Source organism: Roseateles sp. P5_E1, assembly GCF_054049335.1.
In genome coordinates, this window is the sequence record NZ_JBFUMN010000027.1 from 38,074 (window position 1) to 62,128 (window position 24,055).

Consider the following 24,055-nt stretch of genomic DNA (forward strand, 5'->3'; position numbering starts at 1 on the left):
GATCTTTCGTTGAGGGAGCGAGCACAGCGCGTCGCAAGGTCTTGCTTTTAGACATTGGGAGCGCTGGTGTCGGTGCGGCGGCGCACGGACACCTGAAGCATCTGCAGATTCCAGGCGGTCGCTGACAGCGGCGCTGTACTGCTGCCGGTGTCGCCGAGGAAGGCAGTTTCCTGATTCCGTGACCTTACCTCTGTAGCCCCGCACCCTGAGGGTGCCGCCCGATGGCAACGAGTTGCCTGAGTTTGGGGAAGAATTTGGCGATGCGCGCGGTACCAGGCCAAACAGGGCGGGCGCGCCCGCATGGCGATCAGCAGCGCTCTCGCCGGCTGATCACTTCAACCAGCGCAGATCGACGGCAGCGGCCATCGCCTGGTAGCCGACTTCGTTGGGATGCAGATGATCGCCGCTGTCGAAGGCCGGCAGCAGCTGATCGGGCCGGGCGGGGTCGCGCAGCAGGCGGTCGAAGTCGAGCAGCGCATCGAAGGCGCCGGCGGTTCTGATCCAGCGGTTGACCGCCTGGCGCTTGGCCTCGCTCTGCGGCGTCGGGCGCAACAACCCCTTGGCCTCGCCGCAGGGCAGCAGCGTCGCGCCCCAGATCTTCAGGCCGCTCGCATGCGCTTTTGCAATCAGGTCGCGCATGCCGGCGATGATCTGCTGCGCGCTGACGTCGTCCTGCGGTGTTGCCGGCGCCTTCGCCGCGGTGATGTCATTGATGCCCTGCATCAGCACGATCCAGCGCACGCCCGGCTTGCTCAGCGCATCGCGCTCGAAGCGCGCCAGCACGCTCGGGCCGACGAAGGGAGCGCGCCCGTCGTTGAGGATGCGGTTGCCGGCGATGCCCGCATTGGCCACGCCGATAGTCGCCAGCTGCGGGTCGCCCTGCAGACGCGCGGCCAGGAAATCCGGCCAGCGCGCATTGCGGTCGTCGGCCGAGCCGACACCATCGGTGATGGAGTCACCTACCACCACCAAGGTGCGTGCCGGGGCGGCGGCGCTCACCTCCAGATCGGTGACGAAGTAGCGGCTGTCGTCGGTGGTCGCGCCGGCCGGGAACAGCGTCGCCGCGCCGGCGTCCTCGCCCGGCCACAGCCAGGCGGTCTGCAGCGCCGCGCCATGCAGCGTCGATGGTCCGGTCTCCTGCGGCAGATACAGGCTCAGCGCCAGCTGCTGCAGCGCGGCCACGCGCAGCTCAACCGGATCGCTCAGGACGCTGTCGCCGGGGGCGATCGTCACCGTCGGCAGCTTTTGGAAGCTGAGTGCCCGATCGCTGCCCGGTTGGATGGCCGAGCCGGCGGCGTGCAGCGCCAGATGGACCGGTCCGAGGTTCAGCGGCGCGCTGCCGAACAGATTGGACAGGCGTATGCGCACCTGCGTACCGGCGACGCTGCTGCGCACGACCTGGCGTATCGTCTGCGGCTGCAGCGACGGGCCGGGCGAGTCCGGTGCGGCCGCCCAGCCAGTCACCCAATGCGGGTCGGCGGCGACGGCGCTGGCCGCGCAGCAGAGTGCCAGCAGGCCGGCGAGCAGATGTTTCACACGCATTTCAATCATTCCCGGCTTCAAGAAAGGCGCCGATTCTGCCCATCGGCCGCGACCTTTCCGTTCGTAATGGGCGACGCTGACTTACAAGTTTGAGAGGAGGAGTGCGCGATGGCATCACCGCCGTCACGCGCGACTTCGTCGGCACATACGGGGGCGCCAATTTCAGCCGCATACAGACTGATCTGTTCGATGCAGTCGCTCAACGTTCGAAGCTACGAAAAGCCTGTTTGATGAATGTCTGCGCTGCGGCCTGACTTACCTGGGTTGAACCGTTCCTCACCACTTGGCGCGACCCAACCCCCTTTGACCTCCAACAGCGAACCGACGGGAGCGAGCAGGCCGACGACACTTTCAGATGCTTGCTCCCACGGGGCGTACGTGATCGCCGACAAGGTACTGCCGAGTTGTGCTTCAACTTCGGTCTCGCGGATCCACACCTTCGCTTGTGTCGGAAACGCGGATCAGGAAGGAGGCACGATGACAGCCGCGGATGGCTTGCCCAGAGAATTGCTCCCAGCAGAAACCTTCGACCAATGCCGATTCGAGGAGCCCGACAACGGCATCGAAGCTGAGGTAGGAGTGAAGCGTGCTCGCGCGCGAACTGTCGACTGAAGCACAGAACTGCCAAGTGCTACCGCTCATGAGCGGCTAGCGCATTCTCGACAGACCGTCAGCGCCTCTTAGGCATGCAGGCTGCACCCTAGATCGACGCGATTTGAAAGGTGCAAGCGCTTGATTCATTGAAGTCTTCTCCCAAATCTGCCGGAGCTAAACAGTCATCAAATTTCCGATCAGAGCGGCGACCTCCAGTCATAGGCCCAGCTGCCACTACCGCCGCCACGGCGCGCTCCTGATCGCCTCCGTCGCCTGCGCCTGCGGCAGCGCCTTGGCGAACAACCAGCCCTGCCCCACCTGCACGCCGAGCTGCTCAAGCAGCGCAGCCTGCTTTTCGTCCTCGACGCCCTCGGCCAGCGTCTGCTTGCCCAGCGCCAGCGCCAGGCCGACGATGGTGCGGACGATCTCCTGGGCCTCGCGGCCGGCGGCCAGGCGGATGACGAAGCTGCGGTCGACCTTCAGCGTGTCGAAGGGGAAGCGATGCAGATAGGCCAGTGATGAGTAGCCGGTGCCGAAGTCGTCAATGCTGAGCTTGAAGCCCATGCGCGCCAGCTCCTGCAGAACCTCGGCGCTGCGCTGCGGGTTGGCCATGGCCATGCTCTCGGTGACTTCGAGCTTGAGTCGGTGCGTGGGCACGTCGCCCAGCGCCGCGAGCGTGGCGCGGGCGTCGGCCAGCAGTTCCAGGTCGCGCTCCAGCTGCACGCCGGACAGGTTGACGGCCACCTCGCCGGTGAAGCCCAGCGGCTGCCAGCGTCGCAGCTGGCCCGCGGCCTCCAGCAGGGCCCAGCGGCCGATGGCGCAGATCTGGCCGCTGGCCTCGGCCACGGGGATGAAGTCGCCCGGCATGATCAGCCCGCGCTCGGGATGGCGCCAGCGGATCAGCGCTTCGAAGCCGAGCAGGGCGCGGTCCGACAGCCGCACAAAGGGCTGGTAGTGCAGCTCGAACTGCGTGCCGCTGGCCAGGGCTGCGTCGATGGCGTCGCGCAGCCAGCGGCGCGATTGTTCGACGAGCTGCTCGGCCGGATCGAACTCATGCGTCTGGCCAGGGCCGCCAGCCTTGGCGCGAGCGAGCGCCCCTTCAGCCGCCGTCAGCAGCTCGTCGGCCGTGGCCGGGCCATGGCGGCGCTGGGCCCAGGCGATGCCGGCGGTGAGCTGCAGCATGGGTGTCGCGACATTGAAGGGCGACTGCAGCAGGGCCTGCACGCGGCGGCCCAAGTCGGCCGCGCTGTCGCCACCGGCCAGCAGCAGTGCGAACTGGTCGGGGCCCATGCGCGCCACGAGATGACGCGCTCCGAAATTCGATTTGAGGCGGCTGGCCAGCTCGGTCAGCACGGTATCGCCGACGACGGGCCCATGGGTCTCGTTCAGGGCCCGGAAACCATCCAGGCCGAGCAGCAGCAGGCCGGTCTCGGGCGCCAGCACGCCGGACAGCAGCTGCGTCAGCTGCTCGCGGAACAGCACGCGGTTGGCCAGCCCGGTGAGGCGGTCGTGCAGGGCGTCGAAGCTGATCTGCTGCTGCAGGCGCTGGCTCTCGGAGATGTCGGTCAGCGAGCCGGCCATGCGCACCGGCTTGCCGCTCTTTCCTTCACCCTCGCGCACGGCCAGGCCGCGCGCCAGCAGCCAGCGCTCCTGGCCACCCTGATGGAAATGCAGCACCTGGTGGAACTGCAGGCTCTGCCCGTCCAGATGCGCCTGCAGCTCGGCCTCGAAGGCGTGGCGCATGGCAGGCTCCAGGGGCTGCGTCCACGCCTGGATGGCATGGCCGGCCTCGGCGGCAGACAGGCCCATCAGCGCCAGCCAGCGCGGTGAGTAATAGACCTCGCCCGTCGTCAGGTCCCAGTCCCACAGGCCGTCGTTGGCGCCCTGGGCCGCCAAGGCATAGCGCTGCTCGCTCGCGGCGAGCTGGCGCGCGGCCACCCGGCGCCGGCCCTGCTCGATGCCGGCACGCAGTGCGCTGCCGCCCAGCGTCGCGATGGCCAGGGCCAGCAGCGGCGGCGCCACTGCGAAGACGAAGTAGTGGCTCTCGAAGGCCCACTGCACGCCGGCCAGCAGGGCCAGCGTGCCCAGCACGATGGCGGCCAAGGCGACACCCAGGGAGCGGCGGGCGAGCAGCGCCACGGCGGCAAAGGGCAGCAGGAAGACGGCGGCCAGTTCGGCCGCGCCGCCCCAGGCCGGACGCACCAGGCTGCGGCCCGTCAGCAGGTTGTCGGTGACGGTGGCGATCCTCTCCATGCCCGGCAGGCGGGCGTCGAAGGGCGTGGGCACGTGGTCGCCGGCGGCCAGGGCCGACACGCCCAGGACCACCACGCGCCCTTGCAGCCGCGCCGGCTCGACGCGGCCGGCCAGCAGCTCGGCAAAACCCACGCTGTCAAAACTGCTGGCCGGGCCACCGGGGCCGTAGTAATTCACCCCGAGGCGCGACAGCTCGTCCAGGCGGAACTGCAGCCCCTTGCCGGCGGTGAATTCCGCGCCGAAGCGGGCTCGGGCTGCAGGCCAGTCGACACCGCGCGCGAAGGCGGCCAGGCGCAGCGGCAGGGAGGGATAGACCTCGCCGTTCAGGCGCAGCAGCGGCAGGTCGCGGCGCATGCTGCCGTCGGGTTCCGGCCGCACGCTGATGTGGCCCAGGGCTGCGGCGGCCTCGGCCAGGACGGCCTCCGGGGCGACGAGGCGGCGCGGCCGGTAGTAGCCCTCGCTGCGCGCCAAGGCCGCTTCGTCGTCATAGCGCAGCAGGGCCTGAGCCAGCACGGGCGCAGGCGCCGCGGCGGCGTCGGCCTTGCCGTCATCGGGCAGGGAGAAGGGAATGAGGGCGCAAGTGCAGGCTTTCATCGCCGCGGCCAGGGCGGCGCTGCCTTCGGGCGTGCCGCCGCCGGGCAGCAGCAGGATGTCCAGCGCCACGGCGCGCGCGCCGCCCGCCTGCAGGGCCTGCACGGCACGCGCCATCTCGGCACGGTCGGGCACGCGCCCGCCCAGGGCTTCCAGCGCGGCGTCGTCCACGCGCACCAGCAGCAACGGCAATTCGGTGCCCGGCGCCAGTTCACCGCGCCAGCGCGTCTGCCAGTCCAACGCCCATTGGTCGGGGCGTTCCAGCACAGGCACGTCGGCACGCCAGGCCAGCATCGCCAGGCCCAGCAGGGCCGCCGCCAGGCCGATCAGCACATAGCCGATACGGGATCTCAATCCAGCGACCCCAGCCGCTGTTCGACGCGAGCCACCTTGTCGGCCGCCCAAGCCATGGCCGCCACGCACTGGCTGCCATCGCAATGCGTGCCGTTGAGCTTCTTCTGCAGGCGCACCGGGTAGCGTGGCTTGATGCCGCGGGTCTGCGGGCCGGCAGGCTCGACGTCGACCTCGCCGGTCTTCACCAGCACGGCGGTGGCGCGGTCGTCGCCGACCTCGACGCTGAACTCGGTGCCGCGCACGGCGGTCACGGCGGTGGGCGTGCGCACGCGCCAGCTGCCGCCGCCCGACGGTGTCACGCGCTGGCCGATCAGGCCCGTTTCCAACAGCAACTCGGCGGCCCGCGGTTGGGCAGGCGCCACGCTGAAGGCCTCGATGCGCAGCTGGCTCTTGTCGGCCAGCACAACGACGGAACCGTCGACGAACTTCAGCCGCACGCGGCCGGCCGCGCCGGTTCGCAGCGTCGTGCCGACGTCGAGCTTGTCGCCCACCGCCAGCGCCTTGCCATCGACGCGCTGGGCCTCGCCGCTGACGGCCATGACCTCGCAGGCCTGCTGGGCCAAGGCGGCTGAACTCAGCAGGGACAGGCACAACACCAGCAAACGCATTTCTTCAAACTCCTATCGAGATGGATCGCCGAACAAGGCGTATCCCGCCCAGTAGAACGGATGCGTCCAGCGCCCGCCACCGAGAGTTCCCTCGATCATCCCCACTTGAGCCAGGCGCAGCGCCTCGGCCCGCGGCGCCTTGGCCGAGAAGGTGGCGGCCGTCAGCACCGCGGCGGATGAGGTCTCTACCGCCCAATGCGTGGCCAGCACCGAGCGGCTGCCGGCGAAGAAGAAGCCGCGCACCAGGCCCGACATGGCCGCCCCGCCCTGCTCGCCCGCTGCCGTGTTGCAGGCCGACAGCAGCACGGCCTGCGCGTTCAGGCGCAAGGTCAACACGTCGTCGAGTTCGAGCAGCGGCGAGGCCGTGGCGTCGGGGCCAGGCGCCAATGCGAGCGCGGGCTTGGACACGCCTGGCAGCTCGCCGGGCATCAGCCCATGCGTGGCGAAGGCAACGACGCGGCGGTCCTGCAGGGGCGCGGCCAGCACCGCCTCGCGCGTGGCGGCGGCGCCGAGCAGCAGATCGGTGTGCGGGTTGGCGCCCAGGGCCTTGGCCAGCGCCGTCAGCTCGGTGCGGGTTTCGGGCAGCGGCGGGATGTCGCCATAGCTGAAACCCCAGGCGGCGTCGTACCTGGTGGCGCTGCTGTTCAACGCGGCGCGGCCGGCAGGGATCGTGGTTTTTGCGTTGGACTTGAACTGCGGGTCACCGACGCCGAACAGCGGCTTGGCTGCCAGCGCTGGCGCGGCAGCGCGGCGCAGCGCGAACAGCGCGCCGGCCGAGGGCAGTTGGGTGACGGCCATGCGGCGGGCAACGAAGGCGCTGGGCTCGGGTGTGGTCAGCACGGCCGCAAACGGCAGGGCCGCTAGCGCACCGTCGGCGGCGACAAGCAGGCTCTTCACATCGGCACCGGGCTGCAGCGGCGCGATGAGTTCGCGCCAGACTTCATGCAGGGCCGCCGCTGGCAGCGCGGGCGGGCGGCCACTGCTCAGGTCCAGCGCCGTGCGGATCTGCACCACCTTGTCGGCCCAGCCGGCCGCGCCGATGCTGGACGCGGCAAAGCGCGTCGGCGCGCCGGGCGTGACCCACCAGGCCAGCGTCGCCCCCTCCAGCGGCTGCACGACGAGCAGGGCCTCGCCGGGCGACATCAGCTTTTGCAGCGCTGCGGGCGGCGGAAGTGCAGGCGTGACGAGGTCGGCATAGGCCGGGTAGGCCTTGGCGACGCGTTCGCGCTGGGCGTTCAAGACCTCACGCGCGGCCTGGGCCTGCTCCCGGCCCTGGCGCACCTGCTCGCGCACGGCGGCGAGTTCATCGGCCAGGGCCTTCTGCCTCTTCTTGCGTTCGGCGTCGGGCAGGGCCTTGAGCTCGGCCTTGGTCTCCTCGCTGCTGTTGCGCCGGCGCAGGCGGTCCTCCTCACCCAGCTGGGTGGCAAGTGCACCGTTGCGCGAGCTGGCGGCGGCGCGCAGGTTGGCCTCCTCCTCCAGCAGCGCGCGCAGGGCTGGCGTCGCGGCCAGCAGGCGTGCCGTGGCGTCGGTCAGCGCGCGATGGGCGGCGCCGGCCTGCAGGCGGTCGGCCACCTGCATGGCGCGGTCGGTCCAGGCCGGCTCCAACGCCTCGCCGCGCAGGGCTCGCGCGCCGATCTCGCGCAGGAACTCGTCAAACGCCAGGCCCAGCACGAAGCCACGCGCGCCGTTGAGGTCCAGGTCCTGCCAGCCGCCAGGGTTGTCCAGCAGGGCCGTGAACAGCGGCTGGTAGTCGCTCCAGGCGCCGGCCATATCGCCCTTGAGCATGCGCACCAGAGCGCGCACGCCGCTGGCCTCCTGCGTCTGCGGATGGGTCTCGCCGTAAAGGCGCTGGCGATAGCGCAATACGCGCTCGACGGCGTCCAGGGCCTCGTCGAAGCGGCCGTTCTTGGCGGCCAGCAACGCGCGCAGCCGCCAGTCGCTGGCGCGGTCCTTGGCCAGGCTGTCGGCGGGCAGGCTGGCCAGGAAGTCGCGGTAGAAGGCATCGGCCTCGGGCCAGCGGCGCAGGCCGATCAGCGCCCTCACCTGCTCCTGGCGCGCCAGCCAGCGGGTGTGGCTGGCGGCACTGGCGCCCGAGCGCTGCAGCATGTCGTCGGCGCGCTGGGCGTTCTCCAGCGCGGCGGCATATTGCCGCGCAGCCACCTGAGCCTGGCCAAGGCGGTAGCTCCAGCGCGCACCCAACGCATCACTCAGTTGGCCGGCCCGCCACAGCGCCAGATTGCCCTGGGCAATCTGGATGGCCTCGGGGGCGCGGCCGTGTCGCACCAGGGCATAGACCAGCATGCCTTGCGAGCCGTCGTACCAGCCATAGGCGTCCTGCACGGCGGGGTCGCGCAGCGGCCGCTGGCCTCCACCGGGGAGTCTGCGCGCGTCCTCGACGCCCTTCTGCGCCAGGCGCACAGCCTCCCGCAGCGTTGCCACCGCGTCGCCCAGCCGCCCTTCCCATCGCTCGATCTCGGAGCGCACCTGCAGGTGGTCGACGCGCAGCCGCAGCGTCGCCGCCGGGTCGCGGTCGCCGAGCGACTCCTGCGCCTGCCTGACCAGGCCCTGCGCACGCGACCACATGCGCTCCATGACCGCGCGGTCGCGCGCCTGGGCCAGCGCGTAGACGTGGCGCAGCGCGGCCGCCGCCCGCGTGGGCAGGCTCAGCGTCGCGTCGCTGGCAAAGGCATCGGCCGCAGCCATGGACTTGCCCGAGCTGCCCCAGATGAATTCGGCGCTCAGGTATTGGCGGATCCAGATCTCGCCGCCGGGCTGGCTGCGGCCCAAGGTGGCCAGCTCGCGCAGCAGCTCGACGTACTTGCCGCGCTGCTCCAGCGCCTGGGCGGCACGAGCCTGGCGCTGCAGCAGCGCGTAGCGCGCCGCGGGTTCGGCCGGCAGCACTTCAGCGAGCAGAGCCTGGGCTTCGGACTGAGCCATGACGACGAGCGCCTCGCCGTCGTCATCCTCCACCTGCGCTACCGCCGTGGATGCAGCCAACAGCAGACCGGCAAGCCAGATCAGAAATCTCATCGCCCCACCCTCCTGTAGCGGATGCTAGAGCCTGCGCCAACCGGCGCCAGAGAGCTATTGCTGACGCAGATGTCTGGCCGGCAGCTGGGCCACAAGCAACAGCGAGGCCATCAGCCACATCGGCGCTACCAGGGCAGTGGCCGCGGCGAGGATGCCGAAGCCGGCGGGCATGGCCACCGTCGCACCGTTGACCGTCAACATGCGCAGGCCCAGCGCCTGGCCATGGCGACCGGGCGGCGTCACGTGGTGCAGCATGGCCATGATCATGGGCTGCACCGAGCCCAGCGCCACGCCCAGCAAAGCGGAGCCGCACATCAGACCAACGGTGCCCGGCAGCCAGGCATAGGCCATGAAGGTCAGCATTGCGACCACCATGGCCGTGCGCAGGGCCTTGACCTCGTCCAGTTCGTCGGCGAAGCGCACGATGGCCAGACGCACGCAGGTGGCCGCGGCAGCGAAGCTGCCCAGCACGATGCCGATGCTGACTGCCGACAGGCCGCGCGCATGGCCCACCACGGGCACGACGAAGCTGTGCGCATCCCAGCAGGCCGACAGCACCAGGTTGACGAGGATGAGGCGGCGAAAGGCCGGCAGCCGGAACAACTGCCAGGCGGCGCGCTCGCGAAAGCTCTTGGTCAGTGGCTCGGGCTGATGGCGCGGTACCTTCTGCGCAAAACCCCAGGCCAGCAGCGGCAGCAGCGTCGCGAAGCCGAAGGCAGCCGTCATGCCGAACTGATCGATGAGAATCCCGGCAATCACCGGCGCCAACGCGTTGGACAGGGCCGGGCCCAGGGCCATCCAGCTGAAGATGCGCTTGAGCTCGCCCGGCTCGTCGGCCATCAACCCGGCCTCGCGCTGCAGCGCCACGGCCGCGACGGCGACCGCACCGCCACACAGCAGGCAGCCGACGGCGATGGCCCAGAGCTGCTGCACGGCCAACGCCAGCAGCGCGCCGCAGCCGGCCATCAGCACACCCACACCCACGGGCCGATGAAAGCCGTGCCGGTCCGCCAGCCGCCCGGCCCACAGCGACAGCACGATGGGCGCGACGGCGAAGAGGCTGAGCAGCAGGCCCACCGAGGCCTCGCCATAGCCGCGGTTGAGCACCCACAGGCTGGCGGTCACGCGCGTGGTGGCCATGCAGGCATGCACGCAGATCATCGTGGCGATCAGCCACACGAAGGCGTGGCGCAGATTGGCCTTCTTCCCCGCAGGGGCGGAGTCGGTCACTCGGCGTCCTCGCCGAGCTCAACGAGCTTGTCGAGCTGCAACATGCGCTGGGCTGCGTCGTCGGGCAGCGCCTCGACGCTCTTGAGCTTGCGCGTCATCTGGCGCGTGCGGGTCTCGGCCAGATCGATGGTGTTGCTGGCCTCTTCGAGCTTCTTCTTCGTCTTGGCCAGCACCTCGCCGAACTTGCCGAACTCGGTCTTGACCGCTCCCAGCACTTCCCAGACCTCAGCCGAGCGTTTCTCCAGCGCCAGCGWGCGAAAGCCCATCTGCAGGCTGGTCAGCGTGGCCAGCAAGGTGGTGGGGCCGCATAGCATGACCTTGTGTTCGCGCTGCAGGCTCTCCATCAGAYCCGGGCGGCGCAGGGCCTCGGCGTACAGGCCCTCGGTGGGCACGAAGAGGATGCCGAAGTCGGTTGTATGCGGCGGCGCGATGTATTTCTCGCGGATGGTGCGCGCCTCCATCCGCAGGCGCATTTCGATGGCCTTGGCCGAGGCTTCGGCGGCCACGGGGTCGCCCTTTTCCTGGGCGTCGAGCAGGCGCTCGTAGTCCTCGCGCGGGAACTTGGCGTCGATGGGAAGCCAGAGTGGCTGGCCATCGTCGCGCTGGCCGGGCAGCTTGATCGCAAACTCCACGCGTTCGGACGAGCCGGGCAGCGTCGCCACGTTGGCTGCGTACTGTTCCGGCGTGAAAACCTGCTCCAGCAGGCCCGCCAGTTGCACTTCGCCAAAGATGCCGCGCGTCTTCACGTTGGTCAGCACGCGGTTCAGCGAGCCCACGTCGCGGGCCAGGTTCTGCATCTCGCCCAGGCCCTTGTGCACCTGCTCCAGGCGTTCGGCCACCTGCTTGAAGCTCTCGCCCAGGCGCTGTTCCAGCGTGGCGTGCAGCTTCTCGTCCACCGTTGCCCGCATCTGCTCGAGCTTCTTCTCGTTGTCCTGCTGGATGCTGGTCAGACGCAACTCAACGGTATGGCGCAGCTCGGCCATGCGCTGTTCGTTGCTGGTGGACATGGCCTTGAGCTGCTCGAGCATTGCATCGGTCAGGCGCTGCATGGACTCGCCCTGCGCCAGCGCACTGCGCTGCGCGGCGGCGTCCTGCGACTCGCGCGCGGCAAGTGCCTGCTGCGCGAGGGACTGGTTGCTGCCCTGCAATCCCTGCGTCAGCACCTGCTGGAATTGGGCAAGGCCTTGCACCAGTTCCTGGCGCGTGCCGCTGGCGCTGCGGCCCAGCTCGTCGCGCAGTTCGCGCTCCAGCCGCTCGTTGCTCTGCAGCAGCTCGGGCGCCACGCCGGTTTGCGGTTTCTGGCGAGCCCAGATCAACACCAGCAGGACCAAAACCAGGGCCAGYAGGCCCAGCATCAACACGTCGAACAGGCTCATGCGGGCCATTGTCGCCCGGCGCGCAATCGCTTTCATTGGTATCTTATTGGTATCGCGTAGAGTCGAGCATCTGGTCTTTTATTGGCATTGTCAGGCGGGCGATGGAGCGACGACGTTTTGTTCTCGGGTTGGGCGGCGCGGCGGCGTTGAGCGGCGGGCTGGCCGGCTGCGGCGGCGGTGGGAATTCGGCACCTGCGCCCTCTCCTGCGCCGGCGCCTGCCCCACCGGCGGGGCTGGACTGGGACGGCCTCTCGCGCCAGCTGCAGGGCCAACTGGTGTTGCCCACGCAAGCCGACTTCGACCGCCTGCGCCGCGGCGCAAACGCCCGCTACGACAGCCAGCTGCCTCTGGCCGTCGCGCGCTGCGCGAGCGCCGCCGATGTCGCCTCGGCCCTGGCCTTCGCCAAGCAGCAAAAGCTCGTCTTCACGGGCCGCAGTGGCGGCCACAGCTATCTCGGAGCCAGCACCGGCAGCGGCCTGATCATCGACGTGGGCGCCATGGACGGTGTGCAACTGGACGGGGAGCGCGCCACCGTGGGCGCCGGCGCCAAGCTCACCGACGTCTACGACAGCCTCATCACCGCCGGCCGTTGCATCCCCTCGGGGAGCTGCGTCAGCGTCGGCATCGCCGGCATCACACTGGGCGGCGGCATCGGCGTGCTGGACCGCGCCTATGGCCTGACCTGCGACGCGCTGCTATCGGCCCGCGTCATCACGGCCAACGGCGAGCAGCTCGAATGCAGCGACACGCTGCGGCCCGATCTCTTCTGGGCCCTGCGTGGCGGTGGCGGCGGCCAGGTGGCCCTGGTCACCTCGCTGACCTTCCAGACGCATGCCATCGCGCCGCTGGCGCAGTTCGGCGCCAGCTTCGCGCTCAGCGAACTGCCGGCCGTCCTGGCGGCCTGGCAGGCCTGGCCACAGACCCTGCCAGACACGGTCTGGTCCCAGCTCGCGCTGTCAGGCCAGGGGGCTTATCTGTGGGGCATCGCCATCGGCGACGCGGCCACCGTGCAGCCGCACTGGAGCGCCCTGCTCACGCGCATCGGCCGCACGCCGCCGGACGCCACGCTGCAGGCGCGCAGCTACCGCGACGTCATGCTCGGCAGTTGCGCGGCGCTGAGCCGCGCCCAGTGCCACCTGCCGAGCCAGAACGCCAACGGCCAGCTGGGCCGCGTGGCCATGGCGGCCAGCTCGGACTATTTCGACAACGCGCTGGATGCCACCGGCGTCACCGCCCTGGGCCAGGCCCTGCAACAGCGTCGTGACAGCGGCCGCGCCGGTGCCGTGCTGCTCAACCTGATGGGCGGCGCCATCGCTCGCGTCGCGCCCGATGCGACGGCCTTCGCGCACCGCCGCGCCCTCTTCAGCGCCCAATACCTGGCCGAGTTTCCGGTCAGCGCAGCGGCTGCGACGCTGGACGAGGCCGCGGCCTGGACACACGGCATGCGCACGACGATGCAGGCCTGGAGCAGCGGCGGTGCCTATGTGAACTATCTGAACGGCCTGCTGGCCAGGCCGGCCGAGGCCTATTTCGGCGCCAACCTCGCGCGGCTGCGCCAGGTCAAGCAGGCCTACGACCCGGCCGGGGTGTTCAAGGCTGTGCCGGACCTAGGGTGAGACGAGAGAGGCCACGGCGCGCGGGAGTTCGGCCTCGATGAGGGCCTCCAGCGCCTTCACGCGCTGCTCGGCCGTCGTGGCGGCCCAGGGGTTGGCAGCGGCCTCGCGGTCCACCGGCAGGCGCGCCGCCACGGCGAGCGACTGCTCGCGCTTGAGCTTGAGATCGCTGAGGTCGATCAGCGCGACGCGAATGGATACATAGGACGCGAACACCGGCAGGGCGCCCTGGCCATCGAAGCTGATCTGGCCGCTGGGGCGCTGGTCCAGCACGAAGCCCGGGCCTTCCAGCGTCGCAAGGATGCGGCCCGGCAAGGCCGCGGCAAGGGCCGGCTCCTGGCGGCTGCGCGTGACCAGCAGCAGCTGAGCCGCGCCGCTCTGGCGCACCGCGTCGCCGAGCTTGCCAGGCAGGCTGAGCCTGCCGTCAACGAACAGGTGAGCGGGGTCGCCGAACAGGCTGCGCGTGGTCGAGGTGTAGAGCTTGACCTCGCGACCTTTGGCCGAGGCCGTGATGGCACCGTTCAAGGCTTGCAGCACCGCGTTGTCCAAACCCCCGGCGGGCGTGGACGTCCAGTCGCCGGACTGCACGGTGTCGCCACGCGCCGGGCTCAAGGAGATGAGCTGCACGTTGTCGCCCAGCAGGGACAGGACTGCGAACTTGTTGGGGTCTCGCGGCGTCTTGTCTTCCACGACGGGCGCTGGCGGTGGCGGCGGCGCACCCTTGTTCTTCATGGACTGGCCGAAGGCCAGCGCGGGCAGCAAGGAAAGCAGGCAGATCAGGCGGCGGTTCATGCGGAAATGACTTCAGGGTTCAGCGGCGTGAGGGGCTTGGCACCGGTCAGCGCGGCGACGAGGTTGTCGGCAGCAAGATCGGCCATGGCCAGGCGGGTGGGCATGGTGGCGCTGGCGATGTGCGGCGTGAGAACGACGTTGGGCAGCGTCAGCAGCGCCGGATTCACACGCGGCTCGCCCTCGAAGACATCGAGGCCGGCAGCGGCGATACGGTTCTCGCGCAGTGCCGCGGCAAGCGCATCTTCATCGACGATGCCGCCGCGGGCGATGTTGACGAGAGTCGCCGTCGGCTTCATCAGCGCCAGCTCGGGCGCGGCGATGCAGTGGTGGGACTCAGCCGAATAAGGCAGCACGAGGATGAGGTGATCGGCCTGGCGCAGCAGCGCTTCCTTGGTCAGATAGCTTGCGCCAAGTTCAGCCTCGATGTCGGCCGGCAGCCGCGAACGGTTGTGATAGATCACCTTCATGCCGAAGCCGAAGCGGCCACGCCGCGCAATGGCCTGGCCGATGCGGCCCATGCCGAGGATGCCCAGCGTCGCGCCGTGCACGTCTGAGCCGGCCAGGAAGTCCCAGGCCCAGCTCTTCCAGCGCCCGTCTCGCAGCAGGCGCTCGCCCTCGCTCATGCGCCGGGCCGTGGCCATCAGGAGCGCAAAGCCGAAGTCGGCCGTCGATTCGGTCAGCACATCGGGCGTATTGGTAACGAGGACGCGGCGCGACGTGCTGGCGCCCAGGTCGATGTGGTTGTAGCCCACGCTCATCGTGCAGACGGCGCGCAGATCGGGGCAGGCGTCGAGCAACTCGGCGGTGATGCGCTCGGTGCCGGTGATATAGGCGCCGGCCTTGCCTTGCAGACGGGCACGTAACTCGTCGGGGGTCAGCGGCGCCTCGCCCTGATGGAAGTCCACGTCGAATTGGGCCGCGAGTTTTTCAACGAMGGCCGCAGGCGCCCGGCGCGCGATCAGGACTTTCTTCATCGCATCCATATCCAGCCCATCACGAAGAGAAGCGGCAGCAGCACCGCGCAAGACCAGAGCAGATAGCCACCAAAGCTCGGCATCTTGACACCCCGCTCCTCGGCGATGGCCTTGACCATGAAATTGGGCGCGTTGCCGATATAGGTCATCGCGCCCATGAAGACGGCGCCGCCTGAGATGGCCGCCAGCACCGATGCACCTTCATTCATCAGCTGGGCTGCATTGCCGCCGGCGAGGTTGAAGAAGGCGAGATAGGTCGGCGCGTTGTCCAGCACCGAAGACAGGCCGCCCGTCAGCCAGAAATAGGCCATCGGCGAATCGAGCATGGCGGCCAGCGACGCGAACACACCGGCCGGGCCGGCCTTGAGCATGGCGATGACGGGCACCATGGTCAGGAAGATGGCGATGAAGAGCTTGGCCACTTCCTGCATCGGCGCCCAGCTGAACTGGTTCTTCTCGCGCACACCGGCCGGTGTCAGCCACAGCGACGCGAACGTCACGACGACGAGGCCCACGTCGCGCACCAGGGCTTGCAACGGCAGCGGCGTGCCCCAGAGGTCGAAGACGATGCCCGGCTTCCAGGTGCCGCTCATCAGCACCAGGCCGATGGCCACGACGAGCGGCAGCAGGTTGATGACGCCTTCCAGACCCAGCCGGGGCGCGTCGGGTGTCGGGTCAGCGGGCGTGATGCCTTCCTTGCGGTAGAGCCAGGCGTCGATGCCCCAGAACACGGCGAGCAGCGCAGCGAGCAGGAACAGCGTTTCCTGCCACAGTTGCCCGGCCGTCCAGAAGAAGCTGACGCCCTGCAGGAAGCCGAGAAAGAGCGGCGGGTCGCCCAGCGGCGTCAGCGACCCGCCGACGTTGCTGACGATGAAGATGAAGAAGACGACGACATGGGCGTTGTGGCGGCGGTTGTCGTTGGCGCGGATCAGCGGGCGGATCAGCAGCATGGAGGCGCCCGTCGTGCCCATGAAGCTGGCCAGTGCGGCGCCCAGCAGCATCAGGCCCGAGTTGAGCGCCGGGCTGCCATGCAGATTGCCGCGGATGAAGATGCCGCCGGCCGTCGTGTACAGCGCGCCGAGCAGGATGGTGAAAGGCAGGTATTCCTCGACCAGCGTGTGCACCAGCACGCCGCCGGTCTCTGCCGCCCCGAATGCGAGCGCAAACGGGATCAGCAAGGCCAGCGTCCAGCCCGCGGCGATCTTGCCGAAGTGGTGGTGCCAGAAGGCCGGCGCGGCCAACGGCATGACGGCAATCGACAACAGCAGGCCCGCGAACGGCGCGGCCCAGGTCAGGCCGAGTTCGGCGCCGGAGAAACTCATTCGATGAAGCGCGTGAACTCGGCCACCGGCGCGCGCTCGGTGACGAGGCTGTTCTCGATGGCATCCGGGTCGGCATAGCCCATGGACATGCCGCAGACCACCATCTGCTCATCGCTCAATTGCAACTCCTCGGCGATGACGCGGTGGAACTGCGTGAACGCGGCCTGCGGGCAGGTGTGCAGGCCGCGCGCGCGGGCAGCGACCATGATGTTCTGCAGGAACATGCCGTAGTCSAGCCAGSWGCCCTGSYGCATSACGCGGTCGATSGTGAACATCAGGCCGACCGGCGCGTCGAAGAAGATGAAGTTGCGGCCATGCTGGTGCTGCATGCGCGACTTGTCGGTCTTGGCGATGCCCAGCAGCCCGTAGAGATCCCAGCCCACCTTGCGGCGGCGGTCGATGTAGGGGCTGCGCCACTCGGTGGGGTAGTAGGCGTATTCCTCCTTGTGGCCGGCGTTTTGCTCGGGGTCGAGATAGGTGGCCTGGATGCGGCCGGCCACGCGCTTGAGCGCCGCACCCGTCATCACATGCACCTGCCACGGCTGGGTGTTGGTGCCAGAGGGCGCCCAGGAGGCGACCTCAAGAATGTCCTCGATGGTCGCGCGCGGCACCGGTTTCGGCAGGAAGGCGCGCAGCGAGTGCCGGGTCTTGATGGCGGCATCGACCGCGGCGGTCTGCTCGGGCGTGGGCGTGGCGAAACGGCTCATGGCGTCAGGGTCTTCAAGGCTTGGAGATAGGAGGCCGGCAGCTCGGCCACCGGGCGGCGGCTGACGCGGTCGACGTAGACATGCACGAAATGACCCCGCGCTGCGCACGCGGCGGCGCCTTCAGCGAACAGGCCGATCTCGTAGCGCACGCTGGAGCGTCCTTGCTGGGCCACGCGCACGCCGGCCTCGATGCGCTGCGGAAAGGCGAGTGACTCAAAGAAGTTGCAATGCGTCTCGACGACCAGGCCAATGACCTCGCCGCCATGGATATCCAGCGCGCCGGCCTCGATGAGCAGGCTGTTCACGGCCGTGTCGAAGAGGCTGTAGTAGACGACGTTGTTCAAGTGGCCGTAGGCGTCGTTGTCCATCCACCGCGTCGTCAGCGGCACGAAGCGGGGGTATGTCTCGCGGCCATCGGGCTGGGGGCGGGTCGTCATGGCGGCATTCTTCCATGCACGTCCGCCGGGCCCGCTTTACGGGGCTGATTGCGGCTTATGCACTTGCACGATCTGTTTTTCCGGAGCGACACTGGGCCGCAGACAACGATTTCACAACGGCTGGCAAGGAGCTCGCATGAACCGATCCCGAGTAGTGAGTTTTGCATTTGCACTGGCGGCCGTCTTCGGCGCCCAGGCCGCACTGGCCGACAACGCGACCAAGGATGACGCGGTCGCCACCGTCAAGAAGGCTGTGACCTTCATCAAGGCCAACGGCAAGGACAAGGCCTATGCCACGATCACGGCCAAGGACCCGCAGTTCGTCAAGGCCGACCTCTACATCGTCGTCTACGGCATGGACGGCAAATGCCTGGCCCACGGCGCCAACGAGAAGCAGGTCGGCCGCGATCTGATCGACCTCAAGGACATCGACGGCAAGCCCTTCATCCGCGAGCGCGTCGAACTGGGCAAGTCCAGCCCCAAGGGTTTCTGGCAGGACTACAAGTTCACCAACCCGGCGAGCAAGAAGATCGAACCCAAGCAGATGTACTGCGAGCGACTGGACGACACCATCGTCTGCGGCGGCATCTACAAGTAAAGCGCGGATGGCTGGCCGTCCCCTGCCCTGCCGCCGGCTCGCGCCGGTTGCTACTCTTGAAGGTTGCCGATGAAGCTGGCTTCAAAGATGTTGCTGCCGCCGATGGCGGCACTGGTCGTCGTGCTGGCCATCGGCCTGGGCAACAGCATGCTGTCCCTGCGTGGGGTTGTCGCCTCCAACGAGGCCGGCCAGCAGCGCAACGAGGTCTTCATGACCACGGTGTCCGTGCAGACGCAGGTGGGCGAGATGCATGGCGGCGTCTATCGCACCATCGCTTTGATCGGCTCGCTGGACGACGCCAAGGTAAAGGCCCTGCGGGGGCAGTTGAAGACCCAGGTTGAGGGCCTCACGCGCACGCTGACCACGTTGGCCGAGATGGAGGCCACGCCCGCCGAGACCGACGCCCACATCAACGCGACCCTGCCGCTGCTGAAAGCCTACCTGGCCAAGGCCGACGCCGCCGTCGACCTGGCCTCGGTCGACCCCAACACCGGCGTTGCCGCGATGCAGGACGCCGAGGCCCGCTACAAGGAAGTCGCGACGCTGATGGGCAAGATCGTGCAGAGCATGGGGGCCGATCAGCAAGCCGCGTCGGAATCCCAGCAGGCCACGGCCCGCCAGCGCGCCTGGGTCTTCGCCCTGATCTCTCTGCTGACCGCTGGCGCCGGCATGGGCCTGCTGCTCGCCAACCAGCGCAAGATCGCAGCCGACGTCAACGCCTCGCTGTCGCTGGCCGAATCAGTCGCCGCAGGTGATCTGACCCAGCGCGCCGCGCCTCAGGGCCACGACGAACTGGCCGGTCTGATGCGGGCGTTGAACCAGATGTGCGAGCAACTCGGCCAGACGGTGGGCGAAGTCATGACGGTGGCCGACTCCATCCGCACCGCGTCGGCCGAGATCGCCTCGGGCAACCAGGACCTGAGCCAGCGTACCGAGCAGACGGCCTCGAGCCTGGAGACCACCAGTTCGTCCATGGCACAGCTGACCGGCATCGTGCGTCAGAGCGCCGACAGCGCGCAGACGGCCAACCAGCTCGCCACCAGCGCCGCCACCGTGGCCCACCGCGGTGGCAGCGTCGTACAGCAGGTGGTGGACACGATGAATGACATCACCGCGTCCAGCAAGCGCATCGCCGACATCATCGGCGTCATCGATGACATCGCCTTCCAGACCAACATCCTGGCGTTGAACGCGGCGGTGGAAGCTGCCCGCGCCGGCGAGCAGGGCCGCGGCTTTGCCGTGGTGGCCAGTGAGGTGCGCAACCTTGCGGGGAGAAGCGCGGCGGCGGCCAAGGAGATCAAGGCGCTGATCGGCGCGAGCGTCGAGCGCGTGCAATCCGGCGCCCGCCTGGTGCAAGACGCCGGCTCGACGATGACCGATATCGTCGGCGCCGTGCAGCGCGTGACCGACATCATTGGCGAGATCAGCACCAGCGCCGCCGCCCAGAGCCGCGGCATCGACGATGTCACCAGCGCCGTCACCAAGGTCGACGACATGACGCAGCAGAACGCCGCCCTCGTCGAGGAAAGCGCTGCGGCGGCCGAGTCGCTGCGCGAGCAGGCGCAGCGACTGGCCCAGGTGGTCAGCCAGTTCCGCGTGCGATAGCGGCCCAGGCGGCCCAGGACTGGGCGGCCAGATTCAGCGTGTTGATCTGCACGGCGACCGTCGTTGCCAGGTCGTGACCGTAGCCGCCGGCCATGCTCAGCGCCACGGGGATGCGGCGTTCGCTTAAGCCCGCCAGTACGCGCCGATCGCGTTCGGCCAGACCTTCATAGGTCAACTTCAACCGGCCCAGGCGGTCGCCTTCGTGGGGGTCGGCGCCGGCAAGATAGAACACCAGGCCCGGATCAATGCGACGCCAGACCTCGCCGAGTGCCGCGTCCAGCGCAGCCAGGTAGTCCGCATCGCCACAGCCGTCGACCAGATCCACGTCCAGATCGCTCGCCTCCTTGCGAAACGGGAAGTTGCGCGCGCCGTGCATGGAGAAGGTGAACACCGTGTCGTCGTCGCGGAAGATGGCCGCAGTGCCATTGCCCTGGTGCACGTCCAGGTCGATGACGAGGACGCGCAACAGGCTGCGGTGGCTTCTTGCCCACTCGGCCTGCATCAAGCGCGCAGCGACGGCGACGTCATTGAAGACGCAATAGCCGGAGCCCTTGTCGGCATAGGCATGGTGGGTGCCACCCGCCATATTCGCCGCCACACCCTCGGCCAGGGCCGCCCGGGCGGCCGCGATGCTGGCGCCCACCGAGCGCCGCGAACGCTCAGCCATGGACGGGCTCCACGGGAAGCCGATCTCGCGCTGCTGGGCGGCGCTGAGGTGACCGAGCAGGACCGCATCCACATAGTCCGGCGTATGGGCCAGGGCCAGTTCACCCTCGCTGGCGGCCGGCGCCGGCTGCATGCGCAGCAACCCCGGCTCGCGCTCGAAATGCTCCCGTAACAAGCGGTACTTAGATTGCGGGAAGCGGTGCCCCGGCGGCAGGGCCAGGCTGTGGGCATCGGAATGGAAGGCCTGCATGGCCGCCACGATAGCCGTGGACCTTTGTCACACCCCGACACCCCTAGTTTGCTGCACTGCACAAAATAGTTCTTGCAATCTGGCGCCCGGCCCCTATCATTCAGTTCATGTTGCAGTGCAGCAAAAGAAGCACAGCAAACGGTTCAACCACCTGAAATCGGAGTCTCACCATGCTGACCGCTGAACAAGTCCTCGCCGCCCACAAGGCCAATGTCGAAACCCTCTTCGGCCTGACGAACAAGGCGTTCGAAGGCGTCGAGAAGCTCGTCGAGCTGAACCTGCAAGTCGCTCGCACCGCGCTGAGCGAAGCCGCTGACACCACCGCCGCCGCCCTGTCCGTCAAGGACGCACAAGAGCTGCTGTCCCTGCAAGCCGCCCTGCTGCAGCCGACCGCCGAGAAGGCCGCCTCCTACAGCCGCCACATCTACGACATCGCCTCTGCCACTGGCGCCGAAGTCGCCAAGGCTGCAGAAGCCAAGTTCGCCGATGTGCAGAAGAGCTTCACCGCCGTTGTCGACAACGCCGCCAAGAACGCCCCGGCCGGCACCGAGAACGCCGTCGCCCTGGTGAAGTCGGCTGTCGCTGCCGCCAACAACGCTTTCGAGTCGGTCCAGAAGGCCACCAAGCAAGCCGTTGAAGTGGCCGAGTCCAACTTCCAGGCCGCGACCAGCCAAGCCGTCAAGGCCACGCAGACCGCGACCCGCGCCGCCAAGCGCGCCGCCTGATCCTCAGGCTCTCGCCTCCCGAAAGCCCGGTGCACCCGCACCGGGCTTTTTCTTTGCCCGGCGCAAGTGCACCGGGCTTTCTCCTTTCCGACATTCGCGAACCCGGCTGTTGATTCGTCGCCGGCTGGCGTCGATTCGCCGATTCGGCGGCTCGCCGGTTGCGACGGGCGTGTCTACTCATGCCATCGCAAGTCGAGAACCGCACCATGAGACCCAACCGCATCCGCCATCGCCCGCCGTACCACCCGGCACACCGCGTCGTCTTCGGGCTGGGCGTTATCGGCATCGGCACGCTGGCCCTGCTGGACAACCTCCATGTCTTCGGCATGCCGCTGCTGCGCACCTTCTGGCCGCTGGCCCTGGTGCTGTTCGGGCTGAGTCGCATCGTCTGGCCACGCCACGCGGGCAACTGGCTGTTCGGCATCGCCCTGGTCATCGTCGGCGCCGTGATGACCGCACAGAACCTGGACCTCGTCACCATCCGGCTGCGCGACTGGTGGCCCGTCTTCATCATCCTGGCTGGCCTGTCCATCCTGGCGCGTGGCATGTTCCCGCGCTACCGCGGAGCAGGGGCTTGCGCCGACACGCCGTCGACGCTCGAGCACGGCGACCGCATTGCCATCGACGCCAGCTTCAGCGCCATCCGCCAGCAAAACGATTCGCGCGCCTTCAAGGGCGGCCGCATCGACGTGACCTTCGGCGGCGTCGAGCTCGACCTGCGCCAGGCCGCGATCGAGGGCCCTGAGGCCGTGCTCGAGATCTCGGCCCGCTTCAGCGGTGTCGAGCTGCGCGTGCCGCGCGACTGGCAAGTCATTGTCGACATCGCGCCAACGCTGGGCGGCGTGGAGGACCGTACGGTGCCGCCCATGAACCCGACGCAACGCCTCGTGCTGCGGGGCGACGCGATGTTCGGCGGCGTCGAAGTCAAGAACTGAAGTGCACCCGCTGCTGGTGCACCGGCGCGGCCTGGCCGCCTGCCTGCTGGCCGCCGCGTTGGCCGGCACGGCGCTGGCCGCGCTGCTGGGCAGGCAAGGCCCGGTCGACTTCGCCTGGGCCTTGGCCTGGGCGCTGCCGCTGAGCACAGTGCTGAGCTTTGTCGCACTGTCGCTGTATCACCTCTGCCGCAGCCAGCCCTTCGGTGCCGGCCGCTGGCCGCGGGCACTGGCTGCACGGATTGCGGCCGTGCTGCTGCTCGGCGGCGCGGCGCTCGCACTCGCGGCAGGCTGGAATGCAGCGGGCCTCGCCCTCGGCCGCCCGGCCGGCCTGGTCACGATGACCCCGGCGACCTGGGGCTTCTTGCTGCTGGCCAATCTCATCCTGCTGACGCTGTCGGTGCTGGCCCACGACCTGCTGCTGGCCGTCGAATCCGCGCAAGCCTCCGCCACCCGCGAGGCCGAGGCGCGGCTGCTGGCCCGCGACATGGAGCTGCAGCTGCTGCGCCTGCAGATCGACCCGCATTTCCTCTTCAACAGCCTGAACTCCATCAGCGCGCTGACCAGCTTCGACCCCGCTGGCGCGCGGCAGATGAGCATCGACCTGGCCCAGTTCTTCCGGCAGACCCTGGCGCTGGCCGGCCGCGAGCGCATCCGCCTGGAGGACGAGCTCGACCTCATCGGCCATTACCTCGCCATCGAGCGCCAACGCCTGGGCGACAAGCTGCGCAGCGCCATTGATGCGCCGCCCGAGACCCTGGCCGCCCTGCTGCCGCCGCTGACGCTGCAGCCCCTGGTCGAGAACGCCCTCAAGCACGGCCTGCGCGCGTTGGACGGCGGCGGCCTGCTGCAGATCCAGGCCTTGGTGCGCGACGGCTGGTTGCACCTGGCCGTGCGCAATCCCGTGCCCGCAGAACCATCGCGAGAACCCGGCATGGGCCAAGGCCTGCGCCATCTGCGCGAGCGGCTGGCCGCGCAGTACCGCGACCGTGCCCGTGTGAGCTGGGGCGCGACGCGCGAGGGCTTCGCGGTTGAGATCAGCATTCCCTTCGAGAACGAGACTCCATGACGCTGCAAGCCCTCATTGCCGACGACGAACCCCTGGCCCGCCGCCTGCTGCGCGAGTTCCTGAAAGCCCACGCCGACATCACCGTCGCCGTCGAAGCCGAGAACGGCCTGGATGCCGCCCGCGCCATCACCGAGCTCAAGCCCGATCTCGTCTTTCTCGACATCCAGATGCCGCGCCTGACGGGCCTCGAAGTGCTGGAGCTGACCGGCCGGCGCGACGGTGTCATCTTCACGACGGCGCATGACCAGCACGCCATGCGCGCCTTCGAGCTGCATGCGGTGGACTATCTGCTCAAGCCCTTCAACCAGACGCGCTTCGACACCGCGCTGACACGCGCGCGCCGCCTGCTTGGTCAGGCTCAGCCCGGACTGGACAAACTCGTCTCGCCCCAGGCGCTGAGCCGTGTGCTCGTACGCGACGCCGAGCGCAGCGGGGGCATGCAGGTGCTGGCGGTCGACGCCATCGACTACATCGAGGCTCAGGCCGACAACGTCGCCTTCCACAGCGCCGGCCGTGACCACCTGAAAGCCCAGCGCATCTCGGACCTGGAAGCCCAGCTCGACCCCAGCCGCTTCGTGCGCGTGCACCGCTCCTTCATCATCAACCTCACGGCGCTGCAGGCTCTGGAGAAGACGGACAGCGACGCCCACGTCGCGCGCATGAGGAATGGCAAGCGCATTCCCGTCAGCCGCAGCGGCTACGACAGGCTGCGCGCGGTACTCTGACGCTCGGCGCGAAGGCTGCGGCGGGAAAACACGGAGCGTCATAGGCGGCATTGACATTAGGA

General features: G+C 68.8%; 19 protein-coding genes. 7 read left to right on the forward strand and 12 right to left on the reverse strand.

Translation table 11 applies throughout. The features are described 5' to 3' along the window. Positions 1–330: 330 nt before the first annotated feature. The 6 genes from ACXJKJ_RS19075 to ACXJKJ_RS19100 form a co-directional block, all read right to left on the reverse strand. Positions 331–1,542 (reverse strand): SGNH/GDSL hydrolase family protein, encoded by a 1,212-nt coding sequence (locus ACXJKJ_RS19075; protein WP_056194967.1) that lies wholly within the window; start codon positions 1,540–1,542, stop codon positions 331–333. Positions 1,543–2,370: 828 nt separating this feature from the next. Beyond that, on the reverse strand, positions 2,371–5,334 hold the full coding sequence (locus ACXJKJ_RS19080) for an EAL domain-containing protein (RefSeq protein WP_457356151.1): 2,964 nt from the start codon (positions 5,332–5,334) through the stop codon (positions 2,371–2,373). Beyond that, entirely contained in the window at positions 5,331–5,942 is a 612-nt protein-coding gene (locus ACXJKJ_RS19085) for a FecR family protein (RefSeq protein WP_457321902.1), read from the reverse strand. The genes ACXJKJ_RS19080 and ACXJKJ_RS19085 overlap by 4 nt, the downstream gene beginning before the upstream one ends. Before the next feature lie 12 nt (positions 5,943–5,954). Continuing rightward, positions 5,955–8,972 carry a CHAT domain-containing protein gene (locus tag ACXJKJ_RS19090; RefSeq protein ID WP_457391639.1) on the reverse strand — a complete coding sequence of 1,006 codons (3,018 nt, stop codon included), beginning with the start codon at positions 8,970–8,972 and terminating at the stop codon, positions 5,955–5,957. 54 nt (positions 8,973–9,026) lie between these two features. Next, positions 9,027–10,202 (reverse strand): MFS transporter, encoded by a 1,176-nt coding sequence (locus tag ACXJKJ_RS19095; RefSeq protein ID WP_056194955.1) that lies wholly within the window; start codon positions 10,200–10,202, stop codon positions 9,027–9,029. Beyond that, positions 10,199–11,578: a DNA recombination protein RmuC gene (locus ACXJKJ_RS19100; RefSeq protein ID WP_457391640.1), complete on the reverse strand. Its 1,380-nt coding sequence runs from the start codon at positions 11,576–11,578 to the stop codon at positions 10,199–10,201. The genes ACXJKJ_RS19095 and ACXJKJ_RS19100 overlap by 4 nt, the downstream gene beginning before the upstream one ends. 101 nt (positions 11,579–11,679) lie before the next feature. Here ACXJKJ_RS19100 and ACXJKJ_RS19105 point away from each other — a divergent pair, with 101 nt between their 5' ends. After that, positions 11,680–13,194 (forward strand): FAD-binding oxidoreductase, encoded by a 1,515-nt coding sequence (locus ACXJKJ_RS19105; protein ID WP_457391641.1) that lies wholly within the window; start codon positions 11,680–11,682, stop codon positions 13,192–13,194. Here the strand turns inward: ACXJKJ_RS19105 and ACXJKJ_RS19110 are convergent. The 5 genes from ACXJKJ_RS19110 to ACXJKJ_RS19130 are packed head-to-tail and all read right to left on the reverse strand — an operon-like array spanning position 13,186 to position 17,423. Continuing rightward, positions 13,186–13,983: a hypothetical protein gene (locus ACXJKJ_RS19110; RefSeq protein WP_457391643.1), complete on the reverse strand. Its 798-nt coding sequence runs from the start codon at positions 13,981–13,983 to the stop codon at positions 13,186–13,188. The genes ACXJKJ_RS19105 and ACXJKJ_RS19110 overlap by 9 nt on opposite strands. Beyond that, complete coding sequence (locus tag ACXJKJ_RS19115; RefSeq protein ID WP_457391644.1) at positions 13,980–14,966, reverse strand: 2-hydroxyacid dehydrogenase; 987 nt, start codon at positions 14,964–14,966, stop codon at positions 13,980–13,982. Before ACXJKJ_RS19115 ends, ACXJKJ_RS19110 begins: the two co-directional genes overlap by 4 nt. After that, complete coding sequence (locus ACXJKJ_RS19120) at positions 14,954–16,279, reverse strand: sodium:proton antiporter (protein WP_457391646.1); 1,326 nt, start codon at positions 16,277–16,279, stop codon at positions 14,954–14,956. Before ACXJKJ_RS19120 ends, ACXJKJ_RS19115 begins: the two co-directional genes overlap by 13 nt. After that, complete coding sequence (locus ACXJKJ_RS19125; protein ID WP_457391647.1) at positions 16,276–16,986, reverse strand: nitroreductase; 711 nt, start codon at positions 16,984–16,986, stop codon at positions 16,276–16,278. The genes ACXJKJ_RS19120 and ACXJKJ_RS19125 overlap by 4 nt, the downstream gene beginning before the upstream one ends. Next, positions 16,983–17,423 (reverse strand): acyl-CoA thioesterase, encoded by a 441-nt coding sequence (locus tag ACXJKJ_RS19130; RefSeq protein WP_056194937.1) that lies wholly within the window; start codon positions 17,421–17,423, stop codon positions 16,983–16,985. The genes ACXJKJ_RS19125 and ACXJKJ_RS19130 overlap by 4 nt, the downstream gene beginning before the upstream one ends. Positions 17,424–17,559: 136 nt before the next feature. Between ACXJKJ_RS19130 and ACXJKJ_RS19135 the strand changes: the two genes are divergently transcribed. Further along, a complete protein-coding gene (locus tag ACXJKJ_RS19135) occupies positions 17,560–18,021 on the forward strand; it encodes a cache domain-containing protein (protein WP_056194935.1) in 462 nt (153 codons plus the stop codon). Positions 18,022–18,090: 69 nt separating this feature from the next. Further along, complete coding sequence (locus ACXJKJ_RS19140; RefSeq protein ID WP_457391649.1) at positions 18,091–19,626, forward strand: methyl-accepting chemotaxis protein; 1,536 nt, start codon at positions 18,091–18,093, stop codon at positions 19,624–19,626. On the opposite strand, the gene ACXJKJ_RS19145 is transcribed toward ACXJKJ_RS19140, so the two are convergent. Continuing rightward, the gene (locus tag ACXJKJ_RS19145) at positions 19,604–20,542 is read right to left on the reverse strand and encodes a histone deacetylase family protein (RefSeq protein WP_457391651.1); all 939 of its coding nucleotides are present in this window, start codon (positions 20,540–20,542) and stop codon (positions 19,604–19,606) included. The genes ACXJKJ_RS19140 and ACXJKJ_RS19145 overlap by 23 nt on opposite strands. A 170-nt stretch (positions 20,543–20,712) precedes the next feature. On the opposite strand from ACXJKJ_RS19145, the gene ACXJKJ_RS19150 reads away from it, so the two are divergent. The 4 genes from ACXJKJ_RS19150 to ACXJKJ_RS19165 all read left to right on the forward strand — a co-directional run bounded on the left by ACXJKJ_RS19150 (position 20,713) and on the right by ACXJKJ_RS19165 (position 23,993). Next, positions 20,713–21,267: a phasin family protein gene (locus ACXJKJ_RS19150; RefSeq protein WP_457325672.1), complete on the forward strand. Its 555-nt coding sequence runs from the start codon at positions 20,713–20,715 to the stop codon at positions 21,265–21,267. A 206-nt stretch (positions 21,268–21,473) separates the two neighbouring features. Next, entirely contained in the window at positions 21,474–22,202 is a 729-nt protein-coding gene (locus ACXJKJ_RS19155) for a LiaI-LiaF-like domain-containing protein (RefSeq protein ID WP_457391652.1), read from the forward strand. A 1-nt stretch (position 22,203) separates the two neighbouring features. Continuing rightward, complete coding sequence (locus ACXJKJ_RS19160) at positions 22,204–23,268, forward strand: sensor histidine kinase (RefSeq protein WP_457391654.1); 1,065 nt, start codon at positions 22,204–22,206, stop codon at positions 23,266–23,268. Beyond that, positions 23,265–23,993, forward strand: coding sequence for a LytR/AlgR family response regulator transcription factor (locus tag ACXJKJ_RS19165; protein WP_457391655.1), 729 nt, complete (start codon positions 23,265–23,267; stop codon positions 23,991–23,993). The genes ACXJKJ_RS19160 and ACXJKJ_RS19165 overlap by 4 nt, the downstream gene beginning before the upstream one ends. The last annotated feature ends 62 nt before the right edge of the window (positions 23,994–24,055 follow it).